The 25,415-nt window shown below is 32.0% G+C and carries 19 protein-coding genes; 15 read left to right on the forward strand and 4 right to left on the reverse strand.

Annotated elements, in window-relative coordinates; translation table 11 throughout:
- Position 1 precedes the first annotated feature (1 nt).
- From EDC18_RS03325 to EDC18_RS03340, 4 genes are read left to right on the forward strand one after another with little or no spacing between them, the layout of a single operon-like run.
- Positions 2-766 (forward strand): ABC transporter permease, encoded by a 765-nt coding sequence (locus EDC18_RS03325; protein WP_165878460.1) that lies wholly within the window; start codon positions 2-4, stop codon positions 764-766.
- On the forward strand, positions 763-1,452 hold the full coding sequence (locus EDC18_RS03330; protein ID WP_165878461.1) for an ABC transporter permease: 690 nt from the start codon (positions 763-765) through the stop codon (positions 1,450-1,452). Before EDC18_RS03325 ends, EDC18_RS03330 begins: the two co-directional genes overlap by 4 nt.
- 16 nt (positions 1,453-1,468) lie before the next feature.
- Positions 1,469-2,569 (forward strand): sensor histidine kinase, encoded by a 1,101-nt coding sequence (locus EDC18_RS03335; RefSeq protein ID WP_132250282.1) that lies wholly within the window; start codon positions 1,469-1,471, stop codon positions 2,567-2,569.
- The gene (locus tag EDC18_RS03340) at positions 2,566-3,168 is read left to right on the forward strand and encodes a response regulator transcription factor (protein ID WP_132250284.1); all 603 of its coding nucleotides are present in this window, start codon (positions 2,566-2,568) and stop codon (positions 3,166-3,168) included. Before EDC18_RS03335 ends, EDC18_RS03340 begins: the two co-directional genes overlap by 4 nt.
- Positions 3,169-3,213: 45 nt before the next feature.
- Here EDC18_RS03340 and EDC18_RS03345 read toward each other — a convergent pair whose 3' ends face one another.
- The gene (locus EDC18_RS03345; protein ID WP_132250286.1) at positions 3,214-3,909 is read right to left on the reverse strand and encodes a superoxide dismutase; all 696 of its coding nucleotides are present in this window, start codon (positions 3,907-3,909) and stop codon (positions 3,214-3,216) included.
- Positions 3,910-4,097: 188 nt separating this feature from the next.
- Between EDC18_RS03345 and EDC18_RS03350 the strand changes: the two genes are divergently transcribed.
- From EDC18_RS03350 to EDC18_RS14845, 6 genes are all read left to right on the forward strand, one after another.
- Entirely contained in the window at positions 4,098-5,549 is a 1,452-nt protein-coding gene (locus EDC18_RS03350) for an amidase family protein (RefSeq protein ID WP_132250288.1), read from the forward strand.
- Positions 5,550-5,700: 151 nt separating this feature from the next.
- On the forward strand, positions 5,701-6,813 hold the full coding sequence (locus tag EDC18_RS03355; RefSeq protein ID WP_243115050.1) for an extracellular solute-binding protein: 1,113 nt from the start codon (positions 5,701-5,703) through the stop codon (positions 6,811-6,813).
- Between the two features lie 55 nt (positions 6,814-6,868).
- Positions 6,869-8,560 (forward strand): ABC transporter permease, encoded by a 1,692-nt coding sequence (locus tag EDC18_RS03360; protein WP_132250290.1) that lies wholly within the window; start codon positions 6,869-6,871, stop codon positions 8,558-8,560.
- 15 nt (positions 8,561-8,575) lie between these two features.
- Complete coding sequence (locus EDC18_RS03365) at positions 8,576-9,634, forward strand: ABC transporter ATP-binding protein (RefSeq protein ID WP_132250292.1); 1,059 nt, start codon at positions 8,576-8,578, stop codon at positions 9,632-9,634.
- A gap of 266 nt (positions 9,635-9,900) precedes the next feature.
- Complete coding sequence (locus EDC18_RS03370; protein ID WP_132250294.1) at positions 9,901-11,019, forward strand: TMEM165/GDT1 family protein; 1,119 nt, start codon at positions 9,901-9,903, stop codon at positions 11,017-11,019.
- Positions 11,020-11,152: 133 nt separating this feature from the next.
- Positions 11,153-12,601, forward strand: a complete 1,449-nt coding sequence (locus EDC18_RS14845) for a methyl-accepting chemotaxis protein (protein WP_132250296.1) — start codon at positions 11,153-11,155, stop codon at positions 12,599-12,601.
- Positions 12,602-12,646: 45 nt separating this feature from the next.
- Here EDC18_RS14845 and EDC18_RS03380 read toward each other — a convergent pair whose 3' ends face one another.
- The gene (locus tag EDC18_RS03380) at positions 12,647-13,528 is read right to left on the reverse strand and encodes a diacylglycerol/lipid kinase family protein (protein ID WP_132250298.1); all 882 of its coding nucleotides are present in this window, start codon (positions 13,526-13,528) and stop codon (positions 12,647-12,649) included.
- A 308-nt stretch (positions 13,529-13,836) separates the two neighbouring features.
- Between EDC18_RS03380 and putP the strand changes: the two genes are divergently transcribed.
- The 3 genes from putP to EDC18_RS03395 all read left to right on the forward strand — a co-directional run bounded on the left by putP (position 13,837) and on the right by EDC18_RS03395 (position 21,328).
- Positions 13,837-15,369, forward strand: a complete 1,533-nt coding sequence (gene putP / locus EDC18_RS03385; RefSeq protein WP_132250300.1) for a sodium/proline symporter PutP — start codon at positions 13,837-13,839, stop codon at positions 15,367-15,369.
- Between the two features lie 196 nt (positions 15,370-15,565).
- Complete coding sequence (locus EDC18_RS03390; protein WP_132250302.1) at positions 15,566-16,786, forward strand: AI-2E family transporter; 1,221 nt, start codon at positions 15,566-15,568, stop codon at positions 16,784-16,786.
- Positions 16,787-17,044: 258 nt separating this feature from the next.
- Positions 17,045-21,328, forward strand: a complete 4,284-nt coding sequence (locus EDC18_RS03395) for a 2-hydroxyacyl-CoA dehydratase (protein WP_132250304.1) — start codon at positions 17,045-17,047, stop codon at positions 21,326-21,328.
- Between the two features lie 97 nt (positions 21,329-21,425).
- Here EDC18_RS03395 and EDC18_RS03400 read toward each other — a convergent pair whose 3' ends face one another.
- Together EDC18_RS03400 and EDC18_RS03405 are read right to left on the reverse strand one after the other, a co-directional pair.
- Positions 21,426-22,223: an ABC transporter permease subunit gene (locus EDC18_RS03400; protein WP_132250306.1), complete on the reverse strand. Its 798-nt coding sequence runs from the start codon at positions 22,221-22,223 to the stop codon at positions 21,426-21,428.
- A 1-nt stretch (position 22,224) separates the two neighbouring features.
- Positions 22,225-23,106, reverse strand: a complete 882-nt coding sequence (locus EDC18_RS03405) for an ABC transporter ATP-binding protein (protein WP_132250308.1) — start codon at positions 23,104-23,106, stop codon at positions 22,225-22,227.
- Between the two features lie 151 nt (positions 23,107-23,257).
- On the opposite strand from EDC18_RS03405, the gene EDC18_RS03410 reads away from it, so the two are divergent.
- Both EDC18_RS03410 and EDC18_RS03415 read left to right on the forward strand, forming a co-directional pair.
- A complete protein-coding gene (locus EDC18_RS03410) occupies positions 23,258-23,854 on the forward strand; it encodes a TetR/AcrR family transcriptional regulator (RefSeq protein WP_132250310.1) in 597 nt (198 codons plus the stop codon).
- A gap of 194 nt (positions 23,855-24,048) precedes the next feature.
- The gene (locus EDC18_RS03415; RefSeq protein ID WP_132250312.1) at positions 24,049-25,404 is read left to right on the forward strand and encodes an APC family permease; all 1,356 of its coding nucleotides are present in this window, start codon (positions 24,049-24,051) and stop codon (positions 25,402-25,404) included.
- The last annotated feature ends 11 nt before the right edge of the window (positions 25,405-25,415 follow it).

The raw sequence follows: 25,415 nt of genomic DNA on the forward strand, positions 1-25,415 counted from the left end.
TATGAATAGTTCTAGTTTGTTTTTAGTAGCATTTAAACAGTATTTTACAAGATTAACAAGAGACCCTTTTGGTCTGGCAATTTTTACTGGTTTACCAGTCCTTCTTGTTGTAATATTAGGCATGGTCTATACTCAAAATGCAACAGAGGAAATTTATCACAATGGATATAATATGGCGAATACTTATATTGGTACTGGGATGTTATTGATGTTTCTTTCAATGAGTGGTATTTATTTGCTTAACTATTTGGATTTTGATTTCAATAAAAATATGAAATGGCGTCTTAGATCCTTACCATGCTCAACCCATATTTTAGTTTTTGCAGCTACTGTAGCTTGTACAGTTTTTATGATTATACAAGGCGTATTAGTTGTTGGTATTACCACTTTTTTTCTTGATGCTTATTGGGGAAACATTGGTGTTACTTTATCTGTTGTTATATTGATGTCAATTTTTTCTATGTTTCTTAATATTATATTATTTTTCTATGTAAAGAATTTACGAATAGCAGAAACATTTGCTTGGGGGATTGCGTGGGGAATGGGCGTGTTCGGTGGACTTATGTTTGACTTGCCTAATAATGCTTTTTTCACATTTATGAGAGAGTATGGCACCCCTTATGCACTAGGCCATAAGGCTATTATGTCATCAGGCTTTATAGAACCTTCTTATACAAATGTGTGGATCGGCTTGATAGGATTATTTTTAATTGTGGTATTATTTGGCCTATTAGTTGCTTTATTAGGAAGGAGGAAATTGGCTTGACAGTTTTCAAGTTTGCCCTTCTTAGGGCTTATCGAAGTAAAAGAACGGTGTTATCTGTTTCATTACTTCCTATTGGATTAATCTTAATACGTCCTTTATGGGTTGGGGAAAATCCTGCCGGGTTTGGATTTGGATTTTTATCATTGGTTATCATGTCAACAGCCTTTCTATTGGTGCAAGGGGTTATGACAGATAGAGTTTCAGGGACCATAAGACGGATATATGCAGCCCCTATAAAGGAGTATAATTATTTAGTGGAGAATTTACTTGCCTATCAACTTATATTGACAGCTCAAATAGCTATAGTGATTCTTATAGGTTCATTTTTATATCAGTGGAATACAATTTTGTCAGTACAGTATTTTTTATGTTATACTATTTTTGGATCAGCTTCTATTGGGCTTACTTTGGCTTGGAATTCTTTATTTAAAAATAAAGAATCCTCTGATGCAGTATTTAGTATAATAGTCACAATGATGGCATTGTTAGGTGGGATTTTTGTTCCTATTGAGGCGTTGCCTGATGTTTTAGCTAAGATTGGGATGGTTTTTCCAACGTATTGGGTATCAATTGGATTACTTGCCATTACCAATAATGAAGTGAAAATATTTATGGTATCAATAGTTGCCTTACTAATGTTTACTTGTGCATTTATTATATTTGGAAGCAAACGCCGATTAGAATAATACTGAAGGTGCTTTTATGAATGATAATGAAACTTTTATTTCCCCTGAGATATATGGGACTATTTATAGACTTATTGGTGTAATCTTACTATGTTTGCTGTGGATAAGAACAGACAGCACCATAGTAGGATTCTTTTTCACGTTATTTATTGTTAATATGATGTTATTGCGTTGGCGTTTTAATCAGTTGCATTGGACATTAATAATTGATGTGCTGGTTTGTATTAGTGTTTCAGTTATTTGGCCTTATGGTTTATATGGCCTTGTACTTATAGTGTTTAATACATTATTTATAAATATTGGATTATTGGTATTGCCCATTGCTATTTATGTCTTTGTACAAGGAGATTATCCATTGATGGTAATGCTTATTCAGAGTCTTTTTGTAGGTTTTTTGTTAGAGAAATGGAAGGCGCAGAAAAATAAAGATTTAGCCCAAATCGACTTTAATAGTCAAAAACGACGGGAATTAGAAAGTTTAAAAGATGAGCTACTTACTGCCAACATTCAAGTTGCAAGGATGGCGGAAGTCTCAGAAAGAAGTCGAATTTCCCGGGAAATCCATGATAATGCGGGACATGAAATTATTGCTGCCTATATGTCTTTACAGGTTATAGAGAGCTTAATTGACAATGATTCAAAAGAAATTAAAGAAATGTTTAAAGAATCTATCAAGCGGTTAGAGATGGGTATTGAAAAAATAAGGTATACAGTTCATGATCTAACACCATTGACAGAAGTTGGAATAGAGTGTCTTAATAAATTATGTAGTGAATTTACTTTTTGCCCCATCGAATTCAAGGTTTTTGGGGATTCCTCTAAGGTTCCTATCTATCTGTGGAATATCTTAGAACCTTGTTTGAAAGAAGCTCTAACAAATATAATGAAACATTCTATGGCTAAAAAAGTAAATGTTACTTTAGACATAACTCCTTACATAGTAAGGTTGTGTGTAGAAAATAATGGTATTAAGAATAACAAGGATCTATCAGGGATTGGACTTAGGAATTTAAGACATAGAGTGGGCGCAGTTGGCGGAAATATATCTACAGATACGTCGGATGGATTTCGTTTAATCTGCGTATTACCCATTGAGCCTAAAGGGGGATTTTTATGAACATAGTCATTGTAGATGATGATCAACTTATATGTAAAAGCTTAGAATTAACTTTATCTAAGGAAGAAGATATCACTGTTCTTGGAACTGCAAATGATGGACAAGAAGCCATTGCTTTATGTGAAAAAACTAAGCCGGATATTGTGTTAATGGATATAAGAATGCCGGGGGTAGATGGTGTACAAGCAACTAGAATAATAAAAAAAGAGCTTCCACATATAAAAATTATGATGCTTACAACTTTTCAGGATAAACAGAATATTCAGTTGGCATTACAAGCTGGGGCAGAAGGGTATTTACTAAAAACGGATAAAATCACAAATATTGGGGAAAAATTACGCATATTATTTGCAGGTGTTGCTGTATTAGACGGTGATGTGTTGAAAAAACTGACGACGCCAGATTTGCCATCTATAGATAAATTGACGCCAAGAGAAAAAGATGTACTAAGTCTTGTATCTCAAGGGTTAACCAATAAAGAAATAAGTCAACAATTATTTCTAAGTGAAGGTACCATTAGAAATATTGTTTCAATCATTATGGAAAAATTAGAAGTGAAAAATAGAACGCAGCTCAGTGTTTTGATGAATAAAAATTAAAACAACAAAGATGATATATAATCTTTGTTGTTTTTTTTAGAAGTTTTATTTTCTAAAATGCGAATGAAAAACGTCTGAAGATTGAATAACTTCTTTTCCTCTTTCTAGAGGCAACTTACCATCCATTGCCATAACCAGTCTTTTCTCAACATCATTCCAGTTTATAAGTTTCCACCAATCATCTATATAGGTTTTGCGCTCATTTTGATATTCTAGATAATAAGCATGTTCCCATACATCACAAACTAAAATTGGGATACCACCCCATTGAGTTAAATTTTGATGTTTCTCTGATTGTAATATTTCCAATCTATCCCAAGCTGGATTCCAAATCAATACGCCCCAACCAGATGCTTCAACCTTTTCAGTGGCTTTTTTAAATTGTTCTTTAAAGCTATCAAAACATCCAAAGTACTGATTGATTTGTTCCATTGTTAGTGGTCCAGGTTCGCCGCCTTGGTTTAATGGTGCCATGTTGGTCCAATAAATACTGTGTAATATATGACCTGAGCCATTAAAAGCAAGCTCTCTTTCCCAATGTTTTATATTGTCAAAGTCATTTTTTTTTCGAGCTTCAGCCAGTTTAACTTCAGCGGTATTTAAACCATTTACATAGGATTTATGATGTTTGTTATGATGGATACGTAATGTTTTTTCAGAAATAACAGGTTCTAGAGCATCATATGGATAAGGTAAGAGTGGTAATTGGTGTTGCCCTGTTGGTATCATTCTGTGGTGCATAAAAGAAAGCCCCCTTATAAAAATAGTTGTAACACATACTCAAAAAAAATACCTAATATCTATTTTATTCTATTTATATTAAGTAAGTGAGTATTAAAGAAGTAGTTATTATTCATATATTTAAGTATTTAAGTCAGTAATTCGTGCAATACTTATTTATAAGAACTTCTTATAAGGAAGGTGAGTCAATGACAAAGTATTTTAATATAGAAGAAGCATCCATTTCAGATATTCAACAAGGGTTTAAAAGCAATATACTTTCTTCTAAAGAATTGGTATTAATGTATTTAGAAAGAATAGCCAAATTGGATAAAGATGGTCCAAAGCTTAATTCAATACTAGAAATTAACCCAGATGCTGTTCACATTGCAGAAAAGTTAGATTATGAGCGTGAAAAGCAAGGTATAAGAGGGCTAATACATGGAATACCAGTACTAGTAAAAGATAATATTGATACAAGGGATAAAATGCATACTAGTGGAGGGTCTTTAGCACTTCAATATAACTATGCAAAAGAAGATGCTTATCTAATAAAAAAACTGAGAACAGCAGGAGCCATTATATTGGGAAAAACAAATATGACGGAATGGGCAAATTTTATGACAGAAGGCATGCCCCCTGGATACAGCTCTAGAGGAGGACAAGTACTAAGTCCTTATGACCCAGGAAATTTAAGTCCTGGGGGATCAAGTTCAGGATCAGGTGTTGCAGTTTCAGCAAACTTTTGTACTGTTGCCATTGGTACAGAGACTTCAGGCTCTGTCATAAGTCCAGCCAGTGATAATGGTATTGTTGGTTTAAAGCCTACAGTAGGGTTAATAAGTCGCTCAGGTATTATACCAATATCTCATAGTCAAGATGTGGCTGGACCAATGGGCAAAACCGTAGAAGATGTAGCAATTCTCTTAAGTGGCATGGTGGGAGTGGATGAAAATGATCCAATCACTTATACTAGCAGAGACCAACTTCATAATGATTACACACAATTTCTTGATAGGAATGGATTAGAAAGTGTTAGAATTGGTGTACCAAGAGAACATTTTTTTAATAGCTTAACATCTGAAGAAGTAAAACTGGTTGAAGAGAATTTAGCACTATTAAAAAAACAAGGTGCAGTGATTATTGATAATATAGAAATACAAACTGCAAATAATATTAACAGCAAAACAGTTATGCTATATGAGTTTAAAGTCGGGATAAATAATTACTTAGCACGCCTGAATCATAATGTTTCAGTGCATTCATTAGAAGAATTAATTCAGTACAATAATAAAGATCCAGAAAAAATGTTAAAATATGGACAAACAGATTTAATTGCTTCAAATAATACGTCTGGAACATTAACAGAACTAGATTATATTGTTTCAAGGCTAAATGATATAAAATTAAGTAAAGAAGATGGTATAGACAAAGTGATGTCTAAGCACAATCTTGATGCTTTATTATTTCCAAATTATAAAGGTGTTGAAATTGTAGCTAAAGCAGGTTATCCATCTATAACTGTTCCAGGTGGTACTTTGCAAAATGGTAAACCTATAGGTATAACATTTGCAGCAGAAGCTTTTAGTGAACCTAAACTTTTAAAAATAGCCTATGCTTTTGAGCAGCATTCAAAAAAAAGAATACCACCTAGTTTATGACTGAATCTTTCGTTGCTTTTATAGCAATGAAAGATTTTAATTTTTTATATTGACAAATGGACTTTTATACCATATAATTTGAAATTAGATAGCGACTGAAAATGAGAACCAGTCGCAATTAAACATTGAATTGATTTTAGGAGGAAACAAAGTGAAAAAATTTAGTTTATTAATAGCATTGGTTTTAACAATGAGTTTTGTATTAGCAGGATGTAATACAAACACTGATAACGAACAAACAGAAATTAATCCAGAAGTTCCAAGTGAAAATGTAACTGATAACAATAATGTAGATCCAGGTGAATTAGTTGTATATTCAAATCGTAATGAGAGATTCGTTCAAGCATTACTTGATAAATTTACTGAAGATACAGGTATAAAAGTTTCTGCATTACACGGTGCCAATCCACTTCAATTAGTAGAAGAGCAAAGAAATGTAAGAGCAGATATATTTATTTCTAATGACTTAGGTGCTTTAGGATACTTACATAGTCAAGGATTATTACAAGGGTCTAATCCACAAGGGATTGAAAGTATACCAGCTGACTTCAGAGCGGAAGATAATGCCTTTTTTGCTATTTCTGTAAGATCACGTGGTTTTATTTATAATAAAGATATGATTTCTTATGAAGATATGCCTAAATCAAATGAAGATTTATTTGATGCAAAATGGGCAGATGTAGAAAATGGTTATGCGATTACTCGTGGTGGTAATGGTGGTATGATTGGTCACATTTCTTCACTACGTTATGAGTGGGGCGACGAAAAAACTGCTCAGTGGATTGACTCTATTAGAACACATGCAGCGGGAATTTACCAAGGACATGGAGATATTCGTCGTGCAGTAGGCGCAGGGGAACATGCTTTTGGGTTAGTAAACAACTATTACTTCCACCAACAACTTGTTGAGCCAGAAAATAATAATGTAGGCTTCATCTACTTAGATCAAGGGGACGATGAAATGGGAGCAATTGCTAATGCTGCTGGATTAGGGCTAGTTAATGGCGCACCAAATAATGAAAATGCTTTAATCTTCTTAGAGTGGTTATTGTTACCAGAAAACCAAGTTTTATTTGTTGGAGAATCATTAGAGTTATTAATTAACTCTGAGTATGGTGCGGAATATCCAGAAGTTGTTGCAGCAAATATCGTAGAATTTAAAGATTTAAAATCACAAGATATGCCAATAAAAGAATTAGGAAATTATTTTGAAGATACAAGAGCTTTAATTGAAGCTTCAGGTCTTGACCTTGACTTAAGATAACTTTTCGGATATAATAATAATCAATATCAATTAGAAGTTTATTGGAGAGAGCAGAATGAGTGATTTTAGTAATGATTATAATATAAAAAAATTAAATAAAAAAAATGATGCTAAGGTTGGGGAAAAATTTTCTCCAACCATTCTCCGTTTTATAAGGAGAAAATGGTTAAATATTTGGAATTGTAATCCCCCAGGGCTAATTTTGCTTTTATTAGGAGCAACGGTAGCACTTATTATGTCAATTCCGATTTTTTATGTTGCTTGGAGATCTCTTTTTGCTGGAAAAAGTCGTTGGACAAGGCTATTAGATCAAAGAATTCCTCAACTGTTATGGAATACAGTTTCTTTAACAGCTGTTGTTATGGTTTTTACATTAATCATAGGAGTGTCTTTAGCGTTTGTTACAATAAGAACAGATATACCATTTAAAAAAATGTGGAGATGGTTATTGGCTTTGCCTTTGATTATACCGCCTTATGTAGGAGCTGTGACTTATATTATTATTTTTGGTCGTAGTGGATGGGCACGTAATTTTTGGAGAAGTGTGCCTTGGTTAGTAGATAATTTTGGTGATTACCCTATAAATATTTTTTCTTTTTGGGGTGTAGCTTTTGTATTGACCATGTTTACGTATCCATATGTATACTTAATTACAAGTGCTTCCCTTCGTAAAATGAATCGTAATTTTGAGGAAGCGGCACGTTCCCTAGGCATGAATAACTTTCAAGTGTTTTGGAAGGTTATTTTACCTGCTTTAAGGCCAGCAATAGGAGCTAGTGCTATTCTTGTAGCCCTTTATGTTTTATCTGACTTCGGTGCAATTGCAATGTTAAGATATGTTACTTTTACTGCTGCAATTTATTTTCAAAGAGTGGGCTTTGACACGGCATCAGCATCGGTCCTTAGTTTGGTTTTGATAGTAATAACCATTATAATTTTATGGATAGAATCTAAAACTAGAAAGAATAATAAGTATTATCAAACGTCTAATACATATAGAAAGCCTTCAGTATTAAAATTAGGTAAATGGAAGACTGTAACTATTCTTTATGTAAGCATAATATTTATAGTTTCAGTGGTTTTACCTATTATTGTATTGGTTTATTGGTCAATTATTGGTATTCGAATGGGGGCGTTAGATAATAGATTTATTGGATTTGCTTTAAATAGTTTAAAAGTATCTAGTTTGGCAGCACTTTTATGTATGTTTTTATCAATGCCAGTAATTTATTTAAAAATGCGTTATCCTTCAATATTTACAAGCATCATTGAAAGATTAAGTTTCGCAGGATATGCATTGCCAGGGGTTATTGTTGCATTAGGTTTTATATTTATTTTTAATAATTACATACCAGCCCTATATGGTACGTTTTATGTTGTGGCATTAGCTTTTGTTGTTCGGTTTTTACCCCAAGCGATGCAATCAGGGGAAGCTTCTTTAAGTTTGGTTTCTCCAAAAATTGATGAAGCTGCTAGAAGTCTTGGCTGTCCACCTTGGTTAGTCATGTTTAAGGTAATTTTACCTAATATGTTACCAGGCGTATTGGCAGGAGGGGCGTTGGTTTTTGTTAGCTCTCTTAAAGAGTTACCAGCAACCCTTATGCTAAGGCCTCCAGGTTTTGATACATTAGCAGTACGTATTTATTTTGAAGCTTCAGAGGCAATTTATCACTTAGCCGCTCCAGCAGCTTTATTGTTAATTATTGTATCAATTATTCCATTGAGGTACATGTTAAGTAAATACTAGAAAGGATCGAAAATAATGTTTGATATAGAATTAAAGTCAATTTCAAAGACATTTTTAGGATCAGATGAGCCTGCTCTAAATGATATAAATATAGAAGTAGAAAAAGGGTCTATTGTAACATTACTTGGGCCAAGTGGATCAGGAAAGTCAACAACTCTTCGTATTATAGCAGGATTTGAAAGAGCTGAATCAGGAAGTGTAGCTATTGCAGGAGAGGTAGTTAGTGATGAAGTTTCTTGGATTCCGCCTGAGAGACGAGGCATTGGAATGGTTTTTCAAGATTATGCTTTGTTTCCACATTTAACAGTTTTTAATAATATAGGTTTCGGGTATAAAGGCAAAGATCGTGATGAAAGAATTAAAGAAGTAATGAAGTTAGTAAACTTAGAAGGATTTGAAAAACGTTATCCTAATGAATTATCTGGTGGGCAACAACAGAGGGTTGCATTAGCAAGAGCTCTGGCTAGAAGACCTGTTGTTGTATTATTAGATGAACCTTTTAGCAATTTAGATGCGGATTTGAGAATTCAAATGAGAATGGAAGTTAAGAGAATTATAAAGGAAGCTGGTGCAACTGCAGTTTTTGTTTCTCACGATCAAAAAGATGCATTGTCTATTTCGGATAAAATAATTGTTATGCGTGACGGAAAAGTTCAGCAAACAGGTACACCTCAAGAAATATACAAAAACCCTATTAATCGATTTGTTGCAACTTTTATTGGTTCATCTACAATCGTAAAAGGGGTAATAAGTAAGGATGGTCACTCCGTTTTAACTGAGATAGGAAATATTGTGTTTAACAATATAAACAACCTTAATCCGGATGAAGAAGTATATGTATCTATTAGACCAGAAAGCTTAAAAGTTGATGATGATGGTAATATTAAAGGTATTGTTAAGCAAATGAGTTATACTGGAGAATCTATAGAATTGGTTGTTGAATTATTAATATCTAAAGATGAAAAGCAAGAGGTATTAATTCATATCCATTCAGACAAAATTATTAATATAGGTGATCAAGTTAAATTCAATATAGTGCCTAAAGCTATTGCGGTAATAAGAAGAGATTTATAAGAAATTGTAATTTTTGGGTTGAAATATTTTTTTTTCTATGTTACGATTTCATAGTTGGAAAAAGGGAGTAGCTGTATTTAATACGGATAGAGTCAACATACTGACCTTAGGGTCTGGTTCTATTCACTTTATTATAAATAAAGGAGCGAGACTTTTACGTTTATTTAGTGTGTGTACACTGGGTAAACTAAAAGCCTCGTTCTTTTTATGCAGAAAATGCTAAATTCCCAGTATATAAAAAAATCACCATTATAAGGAGAGATACTATGTTTTTAGAAATAATACAAGCTTTTTTCTTTATTATCATGGCGGAGATGGGTGATAAAACTCAATTATTAGCAATGACATTTGCAACGAAGTATTCATTAGGAAAGGTCGTTATGGGGGTGTTACTCGGGTCTTTGTTAAACCATGGATTAGCAGCACTTTTAGGGGCATATTTAACCAATGTTATTCCAATTGACATTGTAAAAATAATAGCTGCCTTAGCATTTGTGTTTTTTGGAATTTGGTCCTTAAATTTTGATATGGATGAAGAGGAAGTTGAAAATAAAAAGTTTAATTTTGGACCTATATTAACTGTTGGGATGGCTTTCTTTATTGGTGAGTTTGGAGATAAAACTCAGCTAACAGTGATAACCCTTGCATCCCAAGGGAGTTTTCCTTTATTTATTCTAATGGGAACAGTGACTGGAATGATCATAACAAGTTTAATAGGTATAGTCGCTGGAAGATTACTAGGAAAAAGAATACCAGAAATCCCACTGAAAATTGCTTCTGCTACAGTGTTTATTCTCTTTGGAATAATAGGTCTTACGGGTAATGTACCTAAGGAAAAATTAACAAATGTAAATGTAAGTGTATTTCTTGTTTTTTTAGTTGCGATAGTAATTTGGCGTTTGAGAAATATAATGAAGAAATCAGCCGTGTTAACTGCTTATAAAAACACAGCAGAACTATTGTACCTGAACACAAAAAAAATTCAGGATTCTTTAAATAAAGTTTATGAAAAGAGCAAAGACTGTCTTGATTGTAGCGAATATAAATGTACAATAAGTTTTCTTAACAATAGTCTTCAAGAAGCACAAAATAATAATAAATTTGTTGTGGAAAAAGAATGGGAGATCCCATTATGTGACATTAATTTATGTAATAAAGAAATATTAAAAGAAAGTTTAATTGAAACCATTGAAACCTGTCTAGAATGCGAACTTCATCAAAAAAACTGTGTTGGTAATCAAACTAGACAAGTATTAGAGAAGCTCTATTTTGGAAAAAATTTAGACTTTAAAGGGGATAAAAAAAATTACTATAGTCAAATAGAAGTATTAGATAAGGAATTGTTCTTGGAGATTATAAATAGGAAAAAACCAGCACACAAATAACAATATAAACTAAATAAATACAATATTTGACTTATGCCTGGTAGGGGCATTATAATAAATATAATCAGCAAAGAGAAAAGTTTAATTAAATTCACCACAGCTATCAAAAAAAAACATCAAAGGAGTTGAATTTATGAATGAAAACTTTATGAAAGAATATTCTAGAAAAGTTAATAAAACAATAGTGGGTATCTTAGGGGTGTTAACTATTATTTTGTTATACTTTGGAATATCAGGGGAAAGAATTGATTTAACAATTGTAGGTGGCGTTTATATTGCAGTAATTGGATTTATAGGTTTTGGAATTAAAAAGAAAAAGTATGAAATACAAACGGCTTACATAATTACTATGTTTATGTTTATATCAACCATTCTTGTTATACCTAGCGGAGAGCCATTTTTTTTGTTAATGCCAATATGTGTAACTGGTCTATATTTTAATAAAAAATTATTTGCAATAAATACTTTGTTGGTTAATATTGGGTACATTGCAAAAGAAGTTATGGTAGTTAATACATTTGAAATTGAAAGTGGTATTATGCTTTTTATTGTTAATATAATGATCCTTATATTATTTTTCGTAACAAAGTGGGGTTCTGAGCTTATTAAATATGGAATAGAAGAGTCTAAGAAATCTAAAGAATTAATAACAAAACTTAATAAGACTATGTCCATCGTAGAAGATAGTGCTATTAAGCTTAATGAAGATATATACAATATAGATTCTAACTTAGAAAGAGTTACAGAAGTTAGCAACACAATGACAACAACGGTGCAAGAAGTAGCTACAGGAGTTGTTGGGCAAGCAGAAAGCATTAGCCAAATTAGTGAAATGATGAGTGATGCAGATAAAAAAGTTCTTGAAACCCAAGAGATTTCTAATAAATTAAGTGAAGTTTCTAATAATGCTAGTAAACTTGTATTAGATGGATCTAAAAAAATTAATCAAATGGATAGTCAGATTAGTATTATAGGTGATACCGTTACAAGTTCATTAAATACGGTTATTGAGTTAAGGGATAATATTGATGAGGTCAATAATTTCCTTTCTAGTATCACTCAAATAGCAGAACAAACCAATTTATTAGCCTTAAATGCTGCAATTGAGGCAGCCCGTGCTGGAGAGTCAGGTAAAGGGTTTGCAGTAGTAGCTGATGAAGTGCGAAAATTAGCAGAGCAAAGCGCTAATACGGTTGATCAAATAAGTGAAATACTTAATGAAGTCAATCGTAAAACCCAAAATGTGCTAGATAAAGTTAACAACGGTAATGTAGCAGCTAAAGAAGGTAAAAACATATCTCAAGAAGTTAATGATAGCTTTCATAACATTGAAAAATCTTTTAAAGAGATTGATGATTATATCGTTAAAGAGTTAGAAATGATAAAATTAACAACTAGTATATTTTCAAAAATACGACAAGAATCAGAAGAAATTGCAAGTATTTCTGAAGAGCATTCTGCTTCTACAGAAGAAATGTTGGCAACTATTGAAAATCAAAGTAATAGTATAATCAATATTTCAAAAGCAATGGAAGAGATAAAAAAAGCAAGTGAGAACTTAACCAATAATATTAGTAATTAAAAAAACAAGGTTGCTATAGATAATTATAGTGACCTTGTTTTTTTATTACAAGATGAATTCAATACCTTTATGATTGTTTGAGATGGTAACATCCCTTTGAGTACCACCATTTTCCCCATCTATAATCCAAGGAATATTAGAATCAGAAGTTATTTTTAAATGGGATGCTTGAAAAAAAGTAACATATTTATCATTGTATTGTTGTTTTAACAATCCCATAATAATATTTTTTAATTCAATAGCATTTTTAGGGGATTTAATTAGTAATACTTCAAATAATCCATCATTAAGTATTACATCATGTGAGTTTAAGTGAAATAATCCCGCTATAGATGTTGAATTGGTAACGGCCCCAAATACAAAATCATCTTCAATGACGCCATGGTCATATTCAATTTTTATAGGATAGGTTTTTATTTCAGTAAGATGTTTGATCCCTTCTAAAAAGTATGAAATACGTCCTAATGCATTCTTAAATTTTTGTGACGTTGTATAAGAAACTTTCGTAAAAGCACCAAATGCTGCAATATAAGTAAAATAACTATCATTTAAAGAACCAATATCGTAATAATATGAACTTCCTGCGATAATCTTTTTGGCAGCCTTAATACAAGTCTTAGGCAAATTAAGACTTGTTGCTAAGTCATTGGTTGTACCTGTTGGAATATAGCCTAATTTTGGTCGGTTTGTGTGGTGCATCAATCCAGAAATAACTTCATTAAGAGTTCCGTCACCACCGGAACAAACAATTAAGTCATACTCATTAGCTTTTTCTTTAACAATATTAGTGGCATCTAATCTATCTTGAGTAGGAAAAACGGTCACTTCATATTTGTTTTTTGTAAATAAATCTATTAATTTAAAGAGATTATGTTTGGCTTGCATTTTTCCAGCATTAGGATTTAAAATAAATAATGTTCTAATCATTGAACTCACCTACCCTTATGTATGACTATTTGTATGTAAAAATAAAGTACTTAGGTTATAAGTATGTATATACTTAAAGTAATTTATACGACGAGTAAATTACAAAAAGTAAATTTATTATAATTACCATATATATTATTTTAATAAAGTTTCTGATTAACATCAAGTCCTTTTTACAATGTTCGTAAATTGCAAAAAAGTAATTTACAAACTTCAAAAAATAGGTGGTTATATTTATTTATTCTTGATGCATATTTAGTTATATGGTAATATTTATATAAACTTTTAATATCCAAGGGGGAACAAAAATGAATGCAACAGCGATACATGGTTTTATGTTCGTCTTATACTTATTACTATTATTAGGAATTGGTATATATTCGTACAAAAAAAGCAAAAGTCAGAGTGACTTCTTTTTAGCAGGGAGGAAGCTTAATTTTTGGGTTACTTCTTTAAGTGCACAAGCATCTGATATGAGTGGATGGCTCTTAATGGGTCTGCCAGGAACGGCATTTCTACTTACTAGAAATAATGGTTTGCCAGAAGCAGTATGGACAGCAATAGGGTTAGCAGTTGGTACATATCTAAATTGGTTATTCGTAGCTAAAAGGCTAAGAAAGTATTCCGAAATATCTAACGATTCTATTACAATTCCTACATATATAGAGAATAGATTTAGAGATAAAACGAAAATTATTCGTATAAGTTCTGCAATATTCATAATCATATTCTTTTTAATTTACACAGCAGCTCAATTGTCAGCAGGTGCTAAATTATTTAATACTGTATTTGATTTAAATTATTCTCTTGCACTTATAATTGGTGCATTAGTTATTGTTTCTTATACATTCTTAGGAGGCTTCCTAGCGGTATGTTGGACTGATTTAATACAAGGGACGTTAATGTTTTTTGCAATTATTATTGTTCCAATAATGGCTATCTCTTCTTTAGGGGGTACTAAAGAAACATTTGATTTAGTATCAACATTTGCTCAGGTACCTGGTGGATTAGGATTAAATGAATGGACTGGATTTGGCAGTATAGGTATATTGACTATTGTTTCTTTTGCTGCTTGGGGTCTTGGTTATTTTGGTCAACCTCATATTTTAACAAGGTTTATGGGTATTAGACATTCAAAAGATGTTAAGCCAGCAAGAAGAATAGCAATCGTTTGGGTAATAATAACTTTAGCGGCAGCGGTATTGGTTGGCGTTATTGGTAAAGCCTACTTATCTTCTGTAATGACTGCTGAACAATTAGGGGCAATAGATGCTGAAAATGTATTTATTATTATGGTTCAAAATTTACTAACAGGACCTATTGCAATGATTTTAGCAGGCGTTATTTTAACAGCTATTCTATCAGCGATTATGAGTACAGCAGATTCTCAATTGCTGGTAACAGCATCTGCAGTTTCAGAAGATATTTGTAAAACCATATTTAAAGACAAATTAACTGAGAAACAGTTAGTATGGATTAGTAGGGCAACAGTAGTTGGTGTAACATTTGTAGCATTTATTATAGCTTTTAATCCAGATAGTTCAGTATTTGATTTAGTAGCTTATGCCTGGGCTGGATTTGGTGCAGCATTCGGACCTTGTATTTTATTATCTTTATATTGGAAACGTATGAACTGGCAAGGGGCTTTAGCTGGTATTTTATCAGGTGGTATCACTGTCCTTGTTTGGAGAAATATTATTAAATCATATATAAATTTATATGAAATTGTACCTGCATTTGCAATATCACTTATTCTTATTGTAGTGGTAAGTTTATTAACTACTAAACCTTCTAAAGAAATTGAAGATGAATTTGACAGTGTATTAACTGCAGATATTTAAAATAAAGCAAAAATTAAAGCTTATAATTACCTCAAGGAGTAATTATAAGCTTTTTTACTTTATAGGAAGTTCTATTTCCTATAAAGTAAAAAGTTGATTAAAAAGCGCGGGTACGGGTGTCACTTTATTATTTAAAATGGGAATACTTTATGATATAATGATTATGGTAAAATTGTAAAATTAAGGAGAAAATAATATGAAGTATAAATTTGACAAACATTATATAAAAATATCAATTCATATCATTATAACAGCAGTAATATTATATGGAATAATTTTTGCAATTAATAATATATCAACAATATTTGATTCACTAAAAAATATAGTATCGACGACCATAAATTTATTGGCGCCATTAATTATTGGTTTAGTATTGGCTTATTTATTTGATCCTATCGTAAATTTCTATGATAGAAATATTTGTGATAAATTGCATTTCCATCTTAATAATAAGAAAAAGAGAAGAGTAAAAGTTAAAAAAACAAGATTAGCAGCTACTTCTTTAACATATATTACCATAATTGTTATTTTTATTATAGCTGGTTATGCTATATCTTGGAATTTAAAGAATACTGATGGATTTAGAAATGTGGGTAATACAGTAGTGATTGTAGAAGAGTTTGTAAAAGGTTTTAATAATGTGGCTATTCAAGTACAAGAAAAATTAAGTGATTTTGGATTGGTTAATCAAGGAGAAGAATTGGTGGACACAATTATTAGAACGGTTACTTCAGCTGTTCAGGCAATAGGAACTCAAGTTATTGGCTTTATAACAAAATTAGGTGGCTATGTAATAAGTATCGTTATAGGGATAGTCATTAGTTTCTACTTATTAATGGATAAAAAATATTTATTAAATGGCTGGAATCGATCTATTAATGCCATATTACCAACTCGTACCTCAAAAGCTGTTAGAAACATATGGAAGGAAGCAGACTGGATATTGTCAGGCTATGTTCGTGGACAATTACTAGATGTACTTATTATGTCTGTCCTTATAAGTATAACATTATTAATTATTGGCGTTGACTTTGCAATTGTTATTGGTATTATATCCGGGTTTGCTAATTTGATTCCTTTAGTTGGTTCTATTGTTGCGACAATAATGGCCGTATTGGTTGCTTTAGTTGGCGATAATCCAATGAAAGCAGTATATGCTTTAGTAACTCTTTTAATTCTACAGCAAATTGATGGGAATATCATTGTACCGAAAGTAGTTGGCGAGAATGTAAATTTAAATCCACTTATGGTACTCTTAGCAATTTTTATATTTGGTTCATTATTTGGTGTGCTGGGTATGATTGTTGCAGTTCCTATCACAGCTTTATTTAAGCATTTCTATGTACAATATATTGACTATAGGCTTAAAGAAAAGGAAAGAAAAGAGAAAGAAAAAAGAAAAGAAAAGCTTACGTAAAGGCTAAATCTTATCTAAGCAGGGAATTATTAAGAATGGGGTAGATAGTTAGTATCTACCCTTTTTTAATACAATTTTATTAAGCAAATCGTAATAATATATCAGTGTCAGTTTATATCCAAACTTGATATTGTTATCTGTATTAATTTTCAAGTAATTCTCATATACATAGTAGTGAAAATCAGTGATGAATTCTTTGGAGATATGCATACAGATAAAACAATATTGGAGGTGAATGCAGCATAATGCTGCATAGGTATGGATAAGCTATATCATATTGGTGTTGATATTGGTTCCACAACATTAAAAGTTGTAATATTTGATAAGTACAAAAATCTAATATACAGTAAGTATGAAAGACATTATGCAGATATTAAAAATAAGCTTCAAATGGTAGTATTTGATGCTTATAAGGTCTTAACGAATGTAAATGTGACTATAACCATTACAGGATCAGGCGGTATGGGTATAGCTAAGAACATAGGACTTCCTTTTTGCCAAGAAGTTATTGCATCCACTAGAGCCATTAATGAATATTTTCCTGAAACCGATGTGGCCATTGAATTAGGAGGAGAAGATGCAAAAATTACTTACTTAAGTAATGGTGTTGAGCAAAGAATGAATGGTACTTGCGCTGGTGGAACAGGGTCTTTCATCGATCAAATGTCTACTTTATTAAAAGTAGACCCTTTGGGCTTGAATGAACTTGCTAAAAATTATAAAGAAGTTTATCCCATTGCTGCTAGATGTGGTGTATTTGCTAAAACAGATGTACAACCTCTATTAAATGAAGGTGTTGCAAAAGAGGATATATCTGTCTCAGTATTACAAGCGGTGGTAATACAAACCATAAGTGGATTAGCTTGCGGCAGACCTATTCGAGGAAAGGTGGCTTTTATAGGAGGACCTTTACATTTTCTTTCAGAATTAAGAAAAAGATTTATAGAGGTATTAGACTTAGAAGAGAATAATATTATTTTTCCAAAAAATTCCCAGTTGTATGTAGCCATAGGTGCAGCATTGATATCTCAAGAAGAGGAGCAGATTCAGTTAAAAGAGATTATTAAAAAAATTGAAAAAAGTACAATAGAAGGCATTAGTAAAGACCATTGTTTACAGCCACTTTTTTCAAGTCAAGATGAATACAATGAATTCTTATATAGACATCAGAAAAATGAAATTAGTAAAAAAACATTATCTAGTTTTAAAGGAGAATGTTTTTTAGGAATAGATGCAGGATCTACTACAACAAAAATAGCACTTATTGATATGGAAGGATCACTTCTATTTAGCTATTACGGTAGTAATGAAGGCAATCCCTTAAACTCAACTATTAATGTTTTAAAAGAGATGTATGGAGCAATGCCTAAAAATGCAAAAATTGTGAATTCAGTGGTTACTGGTTATGGAGAGGCATTATTAAAGTCAGCATTAAATATTGATATTGGAGAAATAGAAACAATAGCCCATTATAAGGCTGCTGACTTCTTTTGTCCTGGTGTGGATTTCATACTAGATATTGGTGGTCAAGATATGAAATGTTTGAAGCTTAAAGATGGGGTTATTAACACCATCTTATTAAATGAGGCTTGTTCGTCTGGGTGTGGTTCTTTTTTAGATACCTTTGCTAACTCCTTAGGTTTGGACATAGATCAATTTGCAAATGAAGCTCTCTTTTCTAGCAAACCAGTGGATTTAGGTTCAAGATGTACTGTTTTTATGAACTCAAGAGTAAAGCAGGCTCAAAAAGAAGGGGCTACTGTAGGGGATATATCCGCTGGTTTATCTTACTCAGTTATCAAAAATGCCTTATTTAAAGTAATAAAAATAAAAAATTCTATGGAGTTAGGTGAAAAGATTGTTGTTCAAGGAGGGACATTTTTTAATAATGCTGTTCTAAGATGTTTTGAACGGTTATCAGAAAGAGAGGCTATTCGACCGGATATAGCTGGAATAATGGGTGCTTTTGGAGCAGCCTTATTAGCAAAAGAAAGATATGTAGAAGGGTACGAAACTAAGATTCTACAAAGTGAGGCATTAGGTAACTTTAATATTCGTTCTCAGGTATCAAGATGCAAATTATGTTCAAATAATTGTTTGTTAACAGTCCAAAAATTCAATAATGGGGATAAGTTTATATCAGGTAATAGATGTGACAGGGGAGCAGGAAAAATTAGTAACAAAAAAGGGTCACCTAATATATATGAATACAAATACAAGAGACTTTTTGATTACAAACCACTAACTATGGAAAATGCTATAAGAGGTCGGGTTGGCATACCAAGAGTTCTAAATATGTTTGAGAATTATCCTTTCTGGTTTACATTTTTTACAGAACTAGGGTATAGGGTAGAGGTATCTGATGAATCATCTGGAAAAATTTACGAGAAAGGCATAGAAACAATACCATCAGAATCAGTTTGTTTTCCAGGAAAAATGGTCCATGGACATATTACGAATCTTGTAGAAAAGGGGATTGATTTTATCTTTTATCCCTGTTTAACCCATTCAGAGAAAGAATTCAAGGATGCAGGCAATCACTTTAATTGCCCTATTGTTATTTCTTACCCTGAAGTGATCAAAAATAATATGGACATATTAAGAGAAAGAAATATTAACTTTATGAAACCTTTTTTACCCTTTGATAATGTAAAAAGGCTGATGAAAAGGTTGTATGAAGAGTTAAGTATCTTTGATATTCCTATGGATGAAATAAAAAAAAGTGTTAACAGCGCATATAAAGAACAGTATTTATTTAAAAAGGATATACAGAAATATGGAGAAGATGCCCTTAAATATATTGAAGAAAATGGTATAAAAGGTGTTGTATTGGCGGGAAGGCCCTATCATATTGATCCTTATATAAACCATGGTATACCAGAAATGATTAATTCATTAGATATGGCTGTGCTTACAGAGGACAGTATATCTCATTTGGGTACAATAAAAAGGCCTCTAAGAGTTGTAGACCAATGGGCCTATCATACAAGACTTTACAGTGCGGCTAGTTACGTTGCCAATGTAGAACACTTAGAATTGGTACAGCTAAATTCCTTTGGGTGTGGCCTTGATGCAGTGACAACAGATCAAGTTCAAGAAATTATTAATGAAAACTCTAAAGTTTATACAGCATTAAAGATTGATGAGGGCAAGAATCTTGGTGCAGCAAGAATAAGACTAAGATCATTAAAAGCAACTCTATTTGAGAGGGAAAAAAATGGGGTCAAGTTACAGAAAGTGTATAATTGGTATACAAGAATACCTTTTACAAAAGAAATGAGAAAAAAACATACGATTTTAGTGCCTGAAATGTCCCCAATACATTTTCAATTCTTAACAGAGGCTTTTTCTCATTCAGGATATCATTTAGTTATCCCATCAGTTAGTGCAAAAGCAGTTGATGAAGGGTTGAAATATGTAAATAATGATGCATGTTATCCAGCAATAATCGTAATAGGACAATTAATTGAAGCGTTACAATCAGGTCAATATGACTTAAATAATACATCTGTTATGATGTCTCAAACAGGTGGTGGTTGTAGAGCAACCAACTATATTGGATTTTTAAGAAAAGCATTAAAGGATGCAGGGTTTGAACATATACCTGTTATTTCGTTAAATGCAAATGGCATTGAGAAAAATCCAGGGTTTAAATTTTCCTTGGGTCTTCTTAACAGAGCTATGATGGCTCTTATATACGGTGACTTATTAATGAGTGTTTTATATCGAGTACGGCCATATGAAAAAATAAAAGGTTCTGCAAATGAACTATATGACACGTGGGTTAAACAATGTATACATTCCTTAAAAGTAGTCAATAAGAGGGTTTTTGAAGAAAACATAAATAATATTGTTAAAGATTTTGAGGCATTAGATATAACCAATGAGATAAAACCTAAGGTTGGATTGGTAGGTGAAATATTGGTTAAGTTTCACCCTACTGCTAATAATAATGTTGTTAATATTGTTGAGGAAGAGGGAGGAGAAGCTGTTGTTCCTAGCTTAATAGACTTTCTACTCTATTGTGCTTATAATTCAGATTATAGATATACCCATTTAGCAGGGCATAAACTTGCACAAATATTAGGACATGGGGCAATTAGAATCATAGAGTTTTATATGAAAGCGTACAAAGAAGCCTTGACCAATAGTGAGCGTTTTTATTCACCAGTATATATAAAAGAAATAGCTTACGGTGCTTCAACGGTTATATCCTTAGGAAATCAAACAGGAGAAGGTTGGCTTTTGACTGGAGAAATGGTGGAGCTTATTAATAATGGCATAAAAAATATAATCTGTATGCAGCCATTTGCTTGTCTACCCAATCATGTGACAGGAAAAGGGATGATAAAGGAATTGAAAAGAATTTATCCAGATACAAACATTGTGCCAATAGATTATGACCCAGGTGCCAGCGAAGTTAACCAATTAAATAGGATAAAATTGATGATTGGAACAGCTTTTGAAAATTTAAGAAAAGAGTTAGATCAAAAGATTAAGTATAATGAATATGAAGTGGTTGATAAAATAGTTAATGAATAAAAGACAGCAGAGTATAGTCTCTGCTGTTTTAAATTTAGGGAAGCTTATGCTCTTATTTCCAAGGAACATAAGTTTCCCAAGTTTAAATTTTGTTTTGTTAAATAGGCAAATCTTTTTTATCAAATATTATAATACCACTAACATATAAAACAGTGGCAATAATTGCAAAAACAAACATACCCACATATGCGAAGGCATCTCCAGCAAACAACCTTTCAGGGTTAAAAAGGGCATATAATGAAAGGTTACCAATCCAGTTCAACTGCTCACCAGAATCCCCAAGCATTTGAAGAATAACAAAGCCTATAGGAATACCAGCTCCTAGTCCTAGGCTATGTCTTGTTTCGTTAGCAAAACAAGAGGCAAAGAAACAAATACTGTTTATAGCATAGTAGAGAAGTAAGGCATAGAGGTTAAGTAGCAGGAACTTACCTATTTCTAATTGACCAGGAAACATAGTTGATGAAAGAATTAATGCAATGATGGTTATATACACAAATAATGTTGTTATTGAAATAATGCTAAACAATGCTTGAGTGGTAGCAATTTTTTTTCTTGAATTTGATGTAGAAATTAAATAGGCCATACTACCTTTATCTACTTGACTGGCAATAAGTCTATGGTTAACCACTATAGTAAGTATCATAGGAAACATAAACAATAACATACTATATAAAGTACCTGATATAAATGTAAGTAAAGTTGTTCCGAAATTAAAGCCTAATGCATCTATTAATTCTTTTGGCATTGCATCCATCATAGCCATAAGCCCTTCAGCGCTTTCAGGATCAAACATTGTTAGCATAATAGAATAGTAAAAAGTATAAATGGCTGCCATTAGTATCCATATAAAACGATTGTTTTTAATATTTGCTTTAAATAATGTATAGGACATATTATTTTCCCTCCTTACTATAGTAACGCATAAAGATATGTTCAAGCGTTTGTACAGAAGTGTCTATATCCGTTACTTGGCAATTGGATAAAGTGGTAAGCAAATGACTATAGTCGCCTGTTACAATAATTTCCACTTTGTTATCGTCTGCTGTTTTAAACTCTAAGCCACTATTCTTAATTTTATCAATCTCTGCCTTGTTTGCAAAAGTAATAAAAAAGCTTTTTTCTAGAGAGGCTTTAAGGGTTTTTATATCTTCTACGGCAACAATTTTTCCATCTCTAATAATAGCAACTCTTTCACAAGTTTTATCTACTTCATCAAACATATGAGAAGACATCAGAATGGTTTTTCCACGATTTCTTTCTTCTACAATTAACTCCACAAATCTTTTTTGCATCAATGGATCAAGTCCGCTAGTTGGTTCATCTAAAATAATTACTTCAGGGTCATGCATAAAGGCTGCAATTAAACCAACTTTTTGCTTCATTCCTTTTGACATCTTGCGAATTTTACGATCGCTTTCAAGTTCAAACCATTCAATAAGTTTGCTTTGGCGATTGCTATCGTAAACACCGCGCATATCTGCAATGAATTTTAAAAACTGTAAGCCTGTCATGTTATCAAAAAAGGCTATTTCTCCTGGAACATACCCAAGTTTCTCTTGGATTGTTGCAGCTTCTGTACGACAGTCTAGTCCATTAATGGTAGCGCTACCGCTAGTTGGATTTGTAAATCCCATTAAGTTACGAATGGTTGTGGTTTTTCCTGCTCCGTTAGGACCTAAGAACCCAAATACTTCTCCCTTTTTTACGTCAAAGGACACATCAAAAATACCTTTTCCGCTTGGATAAATCTTAGTAAGAGATTTTACTTCAATCATTATCTCCACTCCTTTTATTTGAAAAAATATGTAACAAAAATTATTACTGTTATATAATATCAGATAGTTATTTTTTTGTCAAGAGATTATATAACCATTCCTTGACGTGTTATATAATTATATAATAAAATATACTTGAGGTGACATAATTATGAATGGATTTGAAAAGCGTAGAGAAATTAAAAAAAATCAAATTATAGATGCACTTAAAGATTTGGTAATGGTTCGAAATTTTAAAGATATAGGTGTACGTGAAATAGCAGAGCGTGCAGGTGTTTCTCCAGCTTCCATTTATAACTTTTTTGGAAATAAAGATGAATTAGCAAAAGAGGTTTTTTATAAATATATGGAAGATGTAGGAGAAGAATTCAATATTATGGTTGATTCAGACTTACCTTTTAAGGAAAAAGTTAAAAGAATGTTTGATGACTCAATAAAATATCAAGAAAAGCTAAATGCTGAAGGCCTTCAGAATTTTGTATTAGAAGATCCTGCTTTTAAAAAGCATGTAGAAGAATATGCGCATAAGGTAACCATTCCAATGATGGTGAGATTAATTGATCAAGGGAAAGCCGAAGGGTATATCTCTAATGCGATCTCTATCAATACCATTATGTTGTTCACAAGTGCCCTTGCCAATATGTTTAGCAATCCTGAGATTAGAAATTATTGTGATATTGAAACAAGAAAAGAGTTGACACAGCTATTTTTATATGGGGTTTTTGGTGATGACAATAATACAAATTAGCAAAGAAGGTTGTTAGTAAGAAAGATACATTAAAAGAGCTAATAAATTTATTCAAAAAGATAATGAAGTAATATACTTTGTCGGTTTAATGTGGTATAATATTGCTACAAAAAGACTTAAATTAGGCATTAAATGGCTATAAACGGCATAATTTAAGTAGAAAGTAATATTAAACTAAAAAGGGGACAGGTATTATGAAGACATTAAACAAAAAGTATGGCTTGTGGACTTCAATAGCAATGGTTGTTGGTGTTGTTATTGGTTCAGGGGTATTCTTTAAAGCCGACGATGTATTGAAATTAACAGATGGTAATTTGATTTTAGCTTTAATTGCTTGGGTTATTGGGGCAATGGCCATGATTTTTGGAGCTTTGGTTTTTGCTGAATTTGCTCAACATATCCAAAAAGCTAATGGTGTAGTTGATTATTCGGAAGAAGCATATGGTAAAAGGTTTGCTTATTTGGTAGGTTGGTTCAAAGGTGTTTTATATTATACACCGCTGTCTGCAATTTTAGCATGGGTATCTGCAATGTACACACTTACACTTTTTGGCAGTGATAATCCAGTAAACTCTGGTTTAACTTGGATTATAGCAGGTATTTATTTATTAGCAGGATACATATTAAATTATTATTCAGCTTTATTAGCTGGAAAGTTTCAAGTAGCAACAACAATTATAAAACTAATTCCACTAATATTAGTTGGAGTAGTAGGTATTATATATGGGTTAGTAAATGGTGTAATGATTGAGAATTTTGAAGTTGCATCAAAAACTATAGGTAGTAATTTTAGTTCTCTTGCTTCAGCAGTTGTTGCAACGGCTTTTGCTTATGAAGGTTGGATAGTAGCAACTACTATAAATAATGAAATAAAAGATTCAAAGAAAAATTTACCTAGAGCCTTAACGATTGGTTCCATAGTTGTATTAATCGTTTATGTAGGGTACTTTTTAGGTATAGCAGGTGTATTACCGACGACGCAAATTATGGCAGAAGGTAATAATGCTGTTAGTATTGCAGCCAATACTTTATTTGGAAATACAGCTGCAACAATTTTAACAGCCTTTGTTGTAATTTCTTGTTTAGGAACTTTAAATGGATTAGTAATATCTTGTATTCGCACACCTTTCTCACTGGCTGTTAGAAATCAAGGGCCGATGCCTAAATTGCTAGCAAAGGTAGATGAAAAAACGGATATGCCAAAATACTCAGTGTTATTTGGATTAGTATTCTCATCAATTCATTTAACAATATGGTATGGAAGTTTTAACAATTGGTTTGGTGAATTTATTGCATTAGATGAAATTCCAATTGTATTAATTTACGGAATGTATATTTTCTTATATATTTGGTATATGGCTAAATTTAAACATTTAAAACTTTGGAAAAGATTCGGAGTTCCAATGTTAGCCATTATTGGATCTTTAATTATCGTATATGGTGGTATAAGAAATCCAAGTATTGGTCAATACTTAATCATTTGTATTGTTGTTATTTTATTAGGATTGTTCTTTTACAGAAAAGAAAATGTAATAGAAGAAAACAAATAAAGATAGTAATT

It is taken from the genome of Natranaerovirga pectinivora (assembly GCF_004342165.1).
GTDB lineage: Bacteria > Bacillota > Clostridia > Lachnospirales > DSM-24629 > Natranaerovirga > Natranaerovirga pectinivora.

What these genes read in the sequence shown, in the direction of transcription:
- EDC18_RS03370 (WP_132250294.1), top strand. Translation starts at nt 9,901, where the DNA reads ATGTTTTTAGAAATAATACAAGCTTTTTTCTTTATTATCATGGCGGAG.
- EDC18_RS03345 (WP_132250286.1), bottom strand. Translation starts at nt 3,909, where the DNA reads ATGCACCACAGAATGATACCAACAGGGCAACACCAATTACCACTCTTA.
- EDC18_RS03335 (WP_132250282.1), top strand. Translation starts at nt 1,469, where the DNA reads ATGAATGATAATGAAACTTTTATTTCCCCTGAGATATATGGGACTATT.
- putP (WP_132250300.1), top strand. Translation starts at nt 13,837, where the DNA reads ATGAATGCAACAGCGATACATGGTTTTATGTTCGTCTTATACTTATTA.
- EDC18_RS03395 (WP_132250304.1), top strand. Translation starts at nt 17,045, where the DNA reads ATGGATAAGCTATATCATATTGGTGTTGATATTGGTTCCACAACATTA.
- EDC18_RS03350 (WP_132250288.1), top strand. Translation starts at nt 4,098, where the DNA reads ATGACAAAGTATTTTAATATAGAAGAAGCATCCATTTCAGATATTCAA.
- EDC18_RS14845 (WP_132250296.1), top strand. Translation starts at nt 11,153, where the DNA reads ATGAATGAAAACTTTATGAAAGAATATTCTAGAAAAGTTAATAAAACA.
- EDC18_RS03410 (WP_132250310.1), top strand. Translation starts at nt 23,258, where the DNA reads ATGAATGGATTTGAAAAGCGTAGAGAAATTAAAAAAAATCAAATTATA.
- EDC18_RS03405 (WP_132250308.1), bottom strand. Translation starts at nt 23,106, where the DNA reads ATGATTGAAGTAAAATCTCTTACTAAGATTTATCCAAGCGGAAAAGGT.
- EDC18_RS03340 (WP_132250284.1), top strand. Translation starts at nt 2,566, where the DNA reads ATGAACATAGTCATTGTAGATGATGATCAACTTATATGTAAAAGCTTA.
- EDC18_RS03360 (WP_132250290.1), top strand. Translation starts at nt 6,869, where the DNA reads ATGAGTGATTTTAGTAATGATTATAATATAAAAAAATTAAATAAAAAA.
- EDC18_RS03390 (WP_132250302.1), top strand. Translation starts at nt 15,566, where the DNA reads ATGAAGTATAAATTTGACAAACATTATATAAAAATATCAATTCATATC.
- EDC18_RS03365 (WP_132250292.1), top strand. Translation starts at nt 8,576, where the DNA reads ATGTTTGATATAGAATTAAAGTCAATTTCAAAGACATTTTTAGGATCA.
- EDC18_RS03415 (WP_132250312.1), top strand. Translation starts at nt 24,049, where the DNA reads ATGAAGACATTAAACAAAAAGTATGGCTTGTGGACTTCAATAGCAATG.
- EDC18_RS03380 (WP_132250298.1), bottom strand. Translation starts at nt 13,528, where the DNA reads ATGATTAGAACATTATTTATTTTAAATCCTAATGCTGGAAAAATGCAA.
- EDC18_RS03400 (WP_132250306.1), bottom strand. Translation starts at nt 22,223, where the DNA reads ATGTCCTATACATTATTTAAAGCAAATATTAAAAACAATCGTTTTATA.
- EDC18_RS03325 (WP_165878460.1), top strand. Translation starts at nt 2, where the DNA reads ATGAATAGTTCTAGTTTGTTTTTAGTAGCATTTAAACAGTATTTTACA.